This window comes from Methylobacterium dankookense, from assembly GCF_902141855.1.
In the GTDB taxonomy this organism is placed as follows: Bacteria; Pseudomonadota; Alphaproteobacteria; order Rhizobiales; family Beijerinckiaceae; genus Methylobacterium; species Methylobacterium dankookense.
The window spans coordinates 1-8,355 of record NZ_CABFVH010000091.1 but is presented as its reverse complement, the minus strand read 5'-3'; the positions used below and the strand labels follow the sequence as shown (position 1 = coordinate 8,355).

Sequence of the window (8,355 nt, the reverse complement as noted above, 5' to 3'; positions counted from 1 at the left end):
CCAGCCGCTCGGGAGCCAAATTCGCGTAGGGATTCGGAGGGGTCGTCCCCGCCTGCTCCTGCTCAGCCTTGTCCTGCTTGGCCTTGTCGCGCTTCGCCTTCTGGTAGAGCAGGAAGAAGCGGTGAACGCCGCCATGACGCTCGCCGCCGTCCTCGACCGGGAGGCGCTTCTTCAACTCCTCCTCGACAGTTGCGGAGCCGATACCCCGCGCCCGCAGGGCAGCAATCGCACCGCCAAGCTTCGAGACCCGGCTGCTGTTCGCCTCCTTGGGCGTGCACGCCTTCGCAAGGCGGTGGTACTCCGTGTCGGAGTTGCCGTGCTTGCGAGCGCGATTGGTGGTCAGGAACGCCTCGAAGGCAGCCTCATTGCGCTGGCCGTTCTGCTCGAAGGTCTCCAAGACCCGAAGCATGAGGTAGACCAGCGTCCACGATGCCTTGTCGGCAGCCTTGTCGTGCTTCTTGCAGGCGTGCTCGTAGAGCTTCGCCTCCTTCAGCGCGGCCTCGCGAAGCTCCTGAGAAGACGCCGCAGGACCGGGAATCAGGCTCTGCTTCGTCTTGGAATTTGCTTCCATGGAAGCATTCTTGGGCTGCTTCGGGTTCTTACCAGCGATAGCGCTGGTAGAGGACTTCGCCGCAGCGGCAGCGGCCTTATCGAGCGCAGATTCGGGGGTAGGCGGCTTGCTGTTGTCCGAAGTAGTAGACGGCATTTTGCTTCTCCAAAGATGCAAAACACCAAGGAGGGAAATCCCCTTGATATTTGCATCTCTTCTTGAAGCTGATGTCGTTCATTCAGACATTCCTCTCGGCCACTAGAGTTCTTATCTCACATCTCGCCTGGAACTTCTAGCTCTCATTACTGAGCCGGTTACTTCCATGTAAAACTGATTGAGCAGACATCCGATTCTTGTAAGGCGTAGCGATGCTTCGCCTCGCTCCACCTGCTGAGTGCGATCCGCTGGCTCTGCAAGCCTCGCCGCTTCTCGCACTCAGCGCCTTCTCGACCGAACCTCGGGTCATTCAGGCAAAGCTCCGCGATTGTGGCCTCCTTGAAGGGGGCCACTCGGGGAGGTCAGACACTGTGCAGGAAGGGTCCGTGCTGGTTCAGTCCCCGGCCTTCCTCGCTCAGCTATGAGCGAGCAGGACGGCTCGCGACGAAGAGGGCAGCATCTCCTTCGAGCGCTGCACCCCACTGTTCCTTGGTAGCGTACCGGCCCCATCCACCATCGTGGATCAGTTTCACCCGGATCGAGCCAAATGGCGTCCTAGCCAGCCACGCGTTGGTGACGATCTCGGTGAACTCATCCACCCGTGAATCGGGCATGGTCCACGCGATGTGGACGTGGACGTTGGAGTTGGGCTTCTCGACGTAACCAACGAAGCTGGAACGCTTTTCGGCTGGCAGTTCGTTGAACCGCGTTCCGAACAGCTTGCGATCCATCTTCCGATGGAGCCAATCCACGTCCCGGTGCACCTGCATCAAGGAGACGTGGTGCGTGGTCGGCAGGCGATTGGTGCGTTGTCCCCCGGACAAGCCAGAAGGCGGCAGGGGCAGGCACTCCCCGTCCTTCGAAAACCGATAGGCGACCGAGCTTGTCCCCCCGGCGCGCTCCGGGTTGTAGCAGAGGGTGACGGCGACGTTGGCGGCCTGGGCGGCGAAGAAGCTCCCCCAGGCTGCCGCACAGGCGGCTCTCTCGGGGATCATACCGGCAGGCTCCGGAGCCAGTCGTTGACGACGAGCAGCACGGCGCTGTCGCCCCCATGGCCGCCCGTGTCCTCGTAGTCCTCGATGACAGTGTGCACCCCCAGGGGCTGCATCAAACGGCCAAGCCGCCAGACGGCGCGAGCGCTGAAGCTGAAGCCAAGGTCTGGGTGGGTGAACTCGTACCGGTAAGTGACTGCGTCGGCTGGCACACCATAGCGGTTGCCAATCCTCTGCGCGGTCACGCACGCTTCCCAAATTGTATTAAGCGGCTCCCCCTGCGGAGATAAATATTTTTCAATGAGCCGCCGAATCGTGATCTGATTGGCGTCATCCAACAGTTCGTTCGAAGTAGACATCTTTTTCTCCTAAACACAGCGGAAGAGATTCGCATTGATTCCGCCTGCTGTATTTAGTCTAGGAGACCGATATGCTGGGATTTAACCTGATTCAGACTTACGCCATCCTCCAGACTATGGGGGTTGTTCGCTCGAAGCGACAATTCAGCCGCGAGTGGTTGAAGCGCGGCTGGTCCTATCTGCGGGACATTGAGCAGCGGGATCGCGGTGACATCCGAATCCCAGCGAAAACCGTGCTCGCTCTGCGAGCACGCGTAAGTGCCGTGGCTCGCCTCACGCCACCTCAACTTCGTTCCGAACTGGAGGCCGTCGCAGCAAGCATCGACAGTGCGACACAGGTCGCTGATACGCTCGGCTATGGGCGGCTCGGGCGGTAGCAGTTCAAGGGCGGATCGGCCTGATGCCAAGCGCTCTTCCGATAGCCCTTCTGCGGGGTCTCATAGGCGCTACGATTCCGGCTCTTCTGAATCTGATTGTCCGAGGGGTCGAAACTCTTGAACCCACCCCCCTTGGCCCGGCCACCCTTCGCGATCCACGCCTGCCAGGATAGGTCCACGATGGTGATGCGGTTGGTATCGTTCCGCTGCCCCTGACGGCGGCGCTCCTCGACAATGAGGAGCCCCAGACGAGCAGCGGTGCGGATCGCGTTACGGGTCGTTGAGGCGGAGACCCCAGCGCGAGCGCTGATCGCAGCGACACACTGTTCGCAGGTCCCACGAGCACGCACCTCGTCGGCCACCACCTTCAAGGCAGCCAACTCGCCGGTCGTGAATCGGCTGGCGAGTTGCGGGGGGAGTGGGCCGCTCGCGGCAAGAGTACGCCGCCGCTCCAGAGAGCGGGCACGATCAGGCGAACGCTGGAGCCGCTTCGGCGGAAAGATGGAAGGTCGGCCTGGAGACCGGCCGGAGACCGCCTGGGGGCCGCGTAGAGCCGCCCGGTGGGCATGTACAAGTTCTGAGAGCGCTTGCGCGTCGGCTTCGGCGAGCAATCCGGCGGCAGTACCCTGCCAGATCGCCTGAGAAAGCTCGACAAGGTGCACGTCTGAACGCGCGGCTTCGACAGCCGCGCGGAGTTGGTCCGCAAACATGGTTGGCCCTTTCTCAAGGGCCGCATCGATGGATTCGAAAACCAGAGACCAGCGACGAATTTGGCCGTGCGAAAGCGTTCGGCGACACGTGTTCGTCGTTGCATCGCGGGTCGCGATGTGAGAGCCTGCGAGTGTTCAGTGGCGCAAGCCCCTATCTCATTCGACGGCCTCGCAGGGGTGGTAGCCTGCGGGGCCGTTGGCTTTTCAGATCAGCGATACGGCGTCGGTTGCGTCTCCGTCTGAATCGACCGGTTAAGGTCGGTTAAGCATGACAGCACAGATCGCGAGCCTGCGCGAGTGCGCAGCGATCTTCGGTGTGCAGGTCATGTGGGGGAACGGCATCAAGGTCGTCTTCAGTACAGCCGAACAGAAGGCCGTGATCTGAGAGACCCGTTTCCCGTCGCCTGCCAGTAATGGGGCAGCAAACGGAATCTACCACTCAGTGAACAGCGGGACTATGGATCGTTGCACCATGTCCACAGGAGTCGATCACCCAAGCGCACGCCGCCACCAAGGCCGCCCCTTCCAGCTTAGAAGCTCGGCTCGAAGGGAATCGGCCTCCGCCTGAACCTTCGCCGTTTCAGAACGCGCTTGGTCTGCTTCGCCTCGGGCCTTCTCTGCGTCCACGAGGCGTGCCGAACGAGCCTGTTCGGCCTCGGCGAGGCGGTCCGCCAACGCCATTAGATCGGCAGCCGCCTTCTCCGCCCGCTCCCGCTCTCGCTCAAAGTCTGCCCGGTTGGAATTGGCGAGTATGACCAGCCGCTCGACCTCCGCCTGGAGGGTCGCAACGTGCTGCCTCAGTGGCTCAACCTCCGGGTGGTCTCCGGGCGGCTTCCGGTCGGACTTCGGCTTCTGTGGTCGGTGCTGAACATCATCCAGATCAATGAGCACCCGGACCTTACCGTCGTTACCCGGCTGCCGTGGGAGCCGAAGCCCCTCGACCTTCTTCCGGGCAGCCTCAGACGACACCCCCCATACGGCCGCAAGCTCGGCGTAGGTCAGTTGTTTCGTAGGCATGATGGCACTCTCCGGCCGGTCTCCCGGTGCCCTCCGCCCGGAGTAAGGGATTCATCTTCACGGTCCGTTAACGGTGATTCCTCCGCCCGGAGACCGCCCAGGAGGCCGGGGGAGGGCGGTCGGAGACCGAATAACCTCGATCTAGTCAGCCTGACGGAGAGCCGCGTCGATAAGGTGCCACGCACCTTCGAAACCGCTGCCCCGTAGGCGGCCGATGTCGAGGATCGCCCGGTTCGTGTACCAGCGGCCTCGCTCCCGGACCTCATGGGGAGGCAGGACGTAGTAGGTTGGCGCTTCCCCGACCTCGTTGAGGATCACGCAGACGTACAGCACCTTGTCTATGATCTTGGCTTTGTTGAAGGGCAGGGGCCAGCCGACGTTCCGCTTGTGGGCAATGGCCTTCACCTGAATGCAGATCGCATTGCCGTTCCGCTCTGCGAACAGGTCCACCGCTTTGGCATTGCCCATGGTGAGGGAGACCGAGTAGCCGCGCTTCGCTAGTTCGGCTGCCACAAACATCTCACCCGCTATGTGGGTGTTGCCCGCGTTGGAGCGAGCCGCCGAAACCTCTCTTCGCTCTTCGGTCATCGGCCCAGATTAGCCTCTTGGGCGGCCTCGGGGCAGAGGCAGCAGGGTTCCAACTTGTGAGCGGAGGCAGAGATGCAACTGAGCAAGGAAGCTGAAAAACGCCTTCAAGATTATGATAATCAAAGCAAGAAGATTACCGATATAGTCGAATCAAACGCGAGTAATGACAAGAAAACAGTTTTGCTTCTTGAGCAGATTGCAGAGCACCTTATAAACCTGAATTATCGTCTTGAGCTTTTCCACGAAGAAGTGGCCGAGCGGTAGGCACGCAGGTTCTCATCAGGGTACGCCCCGACGTGACGGCGCGATGTGACGGTGGATAACGTCACATCAGGGTCGATTCCGAATCGATGTTACGCCATTGTGAGAAGGTCTTAGACCCCAAGGTGACACATGGCTCGGATCGGTTATGCGCGATGCTCTTCTGAGGACCAGAGCCTCGACGTGCAGATCGCCCGCCTCACCGAGGAGGAATGCCAGCCCATCCGCTCTGAGAAGATGTCTGGGGCCAGTCGTGATGGCCGAACCGAACTGGCGGCCATCCTCGACTTCATCCGGGAAGGGGACGAGTTGGTTTGCCTCCGTGCAGACCGGCTCGGCCGTGACACCCGCGACGTGCTCAACATCGTGCACGAGCTTGACCAGCGCGGCGCATACCTGACGGTCCTCGATCCACACATCACAACGCGTGGAGAGGCAGGGCGCATTGTGCTGACGACCTTGGCGATGGTCGCCGAAATGGAGCGCCGCTTCATCAAGGAAAGGCAGAAGGAGGGAATCGCCCAGGCGAAGGCAAAGGGGATCTACAAGGGCGGTACACGCCGTGTGGATCGCGAGAAGGTGCTCGCGATGCACAGGACGGGTAAGGGACCGGCAGCGATTGCCAAAGCGCTCGGGTGCTCGCGGATGCAGGTGTATCGCATCCTTGATGCCTGCGAAGGCGCTCAGACGGCTGCCTAGTGGCTCAAATCCATCGCTTGGTACTCTATGGCCCGCTACCGGGTGTTCGCGGTTGTGGCAGCGGCTTGCGCGGATCGACCCATACCAGACGGCTTCCTCGATCCGGCCACTCTCAACAAATGCCCACTACCCGCTGATCGTTCATCTTCGGGCCGCACCACCGTCCGTCAAGCGCTCCAGAGCGAGGCTCAGATCGCTCGTCCAGGGGCCTTCGGCTGGTCCAGGGTACTCGGGGACTGTCTGAAGCGTCTGAATCACGCTCCTATCATCTACCCGAGGGTCAGCCTGAAGAGCCCTGGTCGGAGCATACATGAACGCGTGCCAGTTCCCCGTTGATGCTGCCATACAGACCGCGAGCAAGTCGAACTCGCCGAAGCGATAAGGCCGGGTGCTCACCCCATCCTTCTGGCCGTTACGGGTCCGCTGGACCTCGACGCAGAACGCGCCCTCCCGTCTCATCGGAAGGCCGCGAATTCTCCTCTGCATCTTCACCTGCACGCGGACACGATGATTCCCACGGCATAGACAGGCGTCGTACGAGAGGTCTCCAACAGGAGGCTCATCGTGCCAGCCTTGTAGCGTCGGGATGATGTCTACGACAAAGGCGGTCTCAGCTATCAGACCACGCACTCCACGTTGCGTCAGATCACTTGCACGATCTATCGCGCCAAGTATAACTTCAGCCCTTACGTGGAACTTGTTTTCAAGTTCATGAATCAATATCGAATCGCGAATCTCTGCGAATATATCTTGCTTCTGATCTTTATCGCAGGCTCTTATTCTTTGCAACAGTTCCTCGAACTCATCCATGGCTCTTCGGACGACCCGCCTTTTTGGGCGTGAAGTTCGCCACGTCTTCGCGATTGATCAGAACATGCCCCCCAACCTCCAGCGATCTGAGCCTTTCGCTCCGGATCAGCTTGAAGATGGCCTGCCGTGAAACACCACGAAGACGAGCGGCCTCCGCCTGAGAAATCCAGTCTTCCGGCTTGAAATTGGTTGACACGTGCAACCCATTCCGTTAGGTAGCTGTGCGTATGGTGCCGGTAGCCATGCCTCGCCCTACCACGGTTACGATCTGTAAGGCCATAATTGGTTAACATCCGAAACCGGGTGGTTCCGCCTTACCCCCTGCCATGAGTGTGTAGTGCGTATGACCCGTCCGCTGACCCGTCTGGCCGAGAAGCGTATGGCCCGTCAGGCTGAGAGGCGCGTGGCCCGTCTGGCTGCGACGGCCACGGCTCCTGTCGCCGCTCCTCTACAGATCCCCAGCGACGAGCTTCTGAAGGGATTACCCGCGTACTACCGCACTCGGTTCGGGGTTGCCTGTCATACCGACAGCCTCGAAGCGCTTCGCGCTCTTCCGACTGGCTCGGTGAATTTGATCGTCACCTCACCGCCCTATGCCCTTCACTTCAAGAAGGCATATGGCAACGTGGCGAAAGACGAGTACGTCGAGTGGTTCATGGGCTTCGCCCGCGAGATGTATCGAGTTCTCTCAGAGGACGGCAGCTTCGTTCTGAACATCGGAGGGAGCTACAACAAAGGAACTCCTACTAGATCGATCTACCATTACAAGTTGATGGTTGCACTGGTGGAGGAGATTGGCTTCCATTTGGCTCAGGAGTGCTTTTGGTACAATCCAGCCAAGATGCCAATGCCTGCCGAGTGGGTCACGGTCAGGAAGATTCGTGTCAAGGATTCGGTCGAGTATGTGTGGTGGTTCTCAAAGACTCCCTGGCCCAAGGCATCGAACCAGAAGGTCTTGAAGGAGACCTTCAGCGCTGACATGCACAGGCTCAACCGTAGAGGGGTCAAGGAGACCACACGACCCGGCGGCTACAAGATCAATTCAAGCTGGGCCGAGATGAACACGAAGGGAGCGATTCCCTCGAACTTTATCCAGCAGGAATTGTTCGATGTCGATGAGGTTCCTCCGGAAAGCGTCCTCATCATGGGCAACAACGCAGCCAACGATGTCTACACGTTGAAGTGCAAGGAAGCGGGGATGAAGGTTCATCCCGCACGTTATCCTCGTGCGCTGCCGGAATTCTTTATCAAGATGCTGACTGATGAGGGCGATGTTGTCCTCGATCCGTTTGCGGGTTCCAACACGACTGGTGCGGTCGCGGAAGCACTGCTACGGCGCTGGATCGCGTTTGAGAGCATCCAAGAGTATCTGGACGGGAGCAAGTTCCGGTTCTCATTGTGAGCCCCGGCACCCGCGCACGGTCGTCTAAATAGGGTGATGCGCTACCGTGAAATCATCGCCATCGAGGCTGCCACCGAAGCCGGAATCATCAAGCCTGAGAAGCCTTTGACGCCGGTCCAGCAACGGCGTCGGCAGGAGAAAAATGCTGCTACTGAGAAGCGCATCCGCGATGAGGAAACCTCCTCATCGCGGAAGATCGCGGACCTGCGCGGCAGGTTGGTCTGATTACTCGCTGGGCTGCTCCGGCAGAGCCAGTGCCGCTTCAAGGCCCTCAAACCCCTCGGGCAGGAGGTTCTGGGTCTTGAGAGCCTGGAGAAGCAGCTTGGCCTGCTTCACCAGCCGCTCGGGAGCCAAATTCGCGTAGGGATTCGGAGGGGTCGTCCCCGCCTGCTCCTGCTCAGCCTTGTCCTGCTTGGCCTTGTCGCGCTTCGCCT

Annotated in this window: 13 protein-coding genes; 5 read left to right on the top strand and 8 right to left on the bottom strand. The window is 60.1% G+C overall.

The genetic code is table 11. From position 1 onward, the window contains the following. From MTDSW087_RS29240 to MTDSW087_RS29230, 3 genes are all read right to left on the bottom strand, one after another. Positions 1–571: hypothetical protein (locus MTDSW087_RS29240; protein ID WP_144769231.1), on the bottom strand; the 571-nt coding region annotated here is incomplete at its 3' end. Positions 572–1,125: 554 nt separating this feature from the next. Beyond that, positions 1,126–1,701 (bottom strand): hypothetical protein, encoded by a 576-nt coding sequence (locus MTDSW087_RS29235; protein WP_144769229.1) that lies wholly within the window; start codon positions 1,699–1,701, stop codon positions 1,126–1,128. After that, complete coding sequence (locus MTDSW087_RS29230) at positions 1,698–2,057, bottom strand: hypothetical protein (protein ID WP_144769227.1); 360 nt, start codon at positions 2,055–2,057, stop codon at positions 1,698–1,700. The genes MTDSW087_RS29235 and MTDSW087_RS29230 overlap by 4 nt, the downstream gene beginning before the upstream one ends. Before the next feature lie 71 nt (positions 2,058–2,128). On the opposite strand from MTDSW087_RS29230, the gene MTDSW087_RS29225 reads away from it, so the two are divergent. Continuing rightward, entirely contained in the window at positions 2,129–2,434 is a 306-nt protein-coding gene (locus MTDSW087_RS29225; protein WP_144769225.1) for a hypothetical protein, read from the top strand. 1,199 nt (positions 2,435–3,633) lie between these two features. Here MTDSW087_RS29225 and MTDSW087_RS29220 read toward each other — a convergent pair. Together MTDSW087_RS29220 and MTDSW087_RS29215 are read right to left on the bottom strand one after the other, a co-directional pair. Next, positions 3,634–4,161, bottom strand: a complete 528-nt coding sequence (locus tag MTDSW087_RS29220; RefSeq protein WP_144769223.1) for a hypothetical protein — start codon at positions 4,159–4,161, stop codon at positions 3,634–3,636. A gap of 141 nt (positions 4,162–4,302) precedes the next feature. Next, positions 4,303–4,749, bottom strand: a complete 447-nt coding sequence (locus MTDSW087_RS29215; protein ID WP_144769222.1) for a PDDEXK-like family protein — start codon at positions 4,747–4,749, stop codon at positions 4,303–4,305. Between the two features lie 72 nt (positions 4,750–4,821). On the opposite strand from MTDSW087_RS29215, the gene MTDSW087_RS29210 reads away from it, so the two are divergent. Beyond that, positions 4,822–5,013, top strand: coding sequence for a hypothetical protein (locus tag MTDSW087_RS29210; protein ID WP_144769220.1), 192 nt, complete (start codon positions 4,822–4,824; stop codon positions 5,011–5,013). 129 nt (positions 5,014–5,142) lie between these two features. Further along, positions 5,143–5,709, top strand: coding sequence for a recombinase family protein (locus MTDSW087_RS29205; protein WP_144769218.1), 567 nt, complete (start codon positions 5,143–5,145; stop codon positions 5,707–5,709). A gap of 141 nt (positions 5,710–5,850) precedes the next feature. On the opposite strand, the gene MTDSW087_RS29200 is transcribed toward MTDSW087_RS29205, so the two are convergent. Next, a complete protein-coding gene (locus MTDSW087_RS29200; protein WP_144769216.1) occupies positions 5,851–6,519 on the bottom strand; it encodes a hypothetical protein in 669 nt (222 codons plus the stop codon). Beyond that, the gene (locus MTDSW087_RS29195; RefSeq protein WP_186384049.1) at positions 6,512–6,715 is read right to left on the bottom strand and encodes an excisionase family DNA-binding protein; all 204 of its coding nucleotides are present in this window, start codon (positions 6,713–6,715) and stop codon (positions 6,512–6,514) included. Before MTDSW087_RS29195 ends, MTDSW087_RS29200 begins: the two co-directional genes overlap by 8 nt. A gap of 147 nt (positions 6,716–6,862) precedes the next feature. Between MTDSW087_RS29195 and MTDSW087_RS29190 the strand changes: the two genes are divergently transcribed. Next, positions 6,863–7,921, top strand: a complete 1,059-nt coding sequence (locus MTDSW087_RS29190; RefSeq protein WP_210248320.1) for a DNA-methyltransferase — start codon at positions 6,863–6,865, stop codon at positions 7,919–7,921. 36 nt (positions 7,922–7,957) lie between these two features. After that, on the top strand, positions 7,958–8,146 hold the full coding sequence (locus MTDSW087_RS29185) for a hypothetical protein (protein ID WP_144769212.1): 189 nt from the start codon (positions 7,958–7,960) through the stop codon (positions 8,144–8,146). Here MTDSW087_RS29185 and MTDSW087_RS30540 read toward each other — a convergent pair. Beyond that, positions 8,147–8,355 (bottom strand): hypothetical protein (locus tag MTDSW087_RS30540; protein WP_186384048.1); only part of this gene is annotated, 209 nt, incomplete at its 5' end.

Bases quoted from the DNA above. Each gene is read 5' to 3' on its own strand.
- MTDSW087_RS29205 (WP_144769218.1), top strand. From the start codon at position 5,143: ATGGCTCGGATCGGTTATGCGCGATGCTCTTCTGAGGACCAGAGCCTC.
- MTDSW087_RS29215 (WP_144769222.1), bottom strand. From the start codon at position 4,749: ATGACCGAAGAGCGAAGAGAGGTTTCGGCGGCTCGCTCCAACGCGGGC.
- MTDSW087_RS29200 (WP_144769216.1), bottom strand. From the start codon at position 6,519: ATGGATGAGTTCGAGGAACTGTTGCAAAGAATAAGAGCCTGCGATAAA.
- MTDSW087_RS29230 (WP_144769227.1), bottom strand. From the start codon at position 2,057: ATGTCTACTTCGAACGAACTGTTGGATGACGCCAATCAGATCACGATT.
- MTDSW087_RS29190 (WP_210248320.1), top strand. From the start codon at position 6,863: ATGACCCGTCCGCTGACCCGTCTGGCCGAGAAGCGTATGGCCCGTCAG.
- MTDSW087_RS29235 (WP_144769229.1), bottom strand. From the start codon at position 1,701: ATGATCCCCGAGAGAGCCGCCTGTGCGGCAGCCTGGGGGAGCTTCTTC.
- MTDSW087_RS29185 (WP_144769212.1), top strand. From the start codon at position 7,958: ATGCGCTACCGTGAAATCATCGCCATCGAGGCTGCCACCGAAGCCGGA.
- MTDSW087_RS29225 (WP_144769225.1), top strand. From the start codon at position 2,129: ATGCTGGGATTTAACCTGATTCAGACTTACGCCATCCTCCAGACTATG.
- MTDSW087_RS29210 (WP_144769220.1), top strand. From the start codon at position 4,822: ATGCAACTGAGCAAGGAAGCTGAAAAACGCCTTCAAGATTATGATAAT.
- MTDSW087_RS29220 (WP_144769223.1), bottom strand. From the start codon at position 4,161: ATGCCTACGAAACAACTGACCTACGCCGAGCTTGCGGCCGTATGGGGG.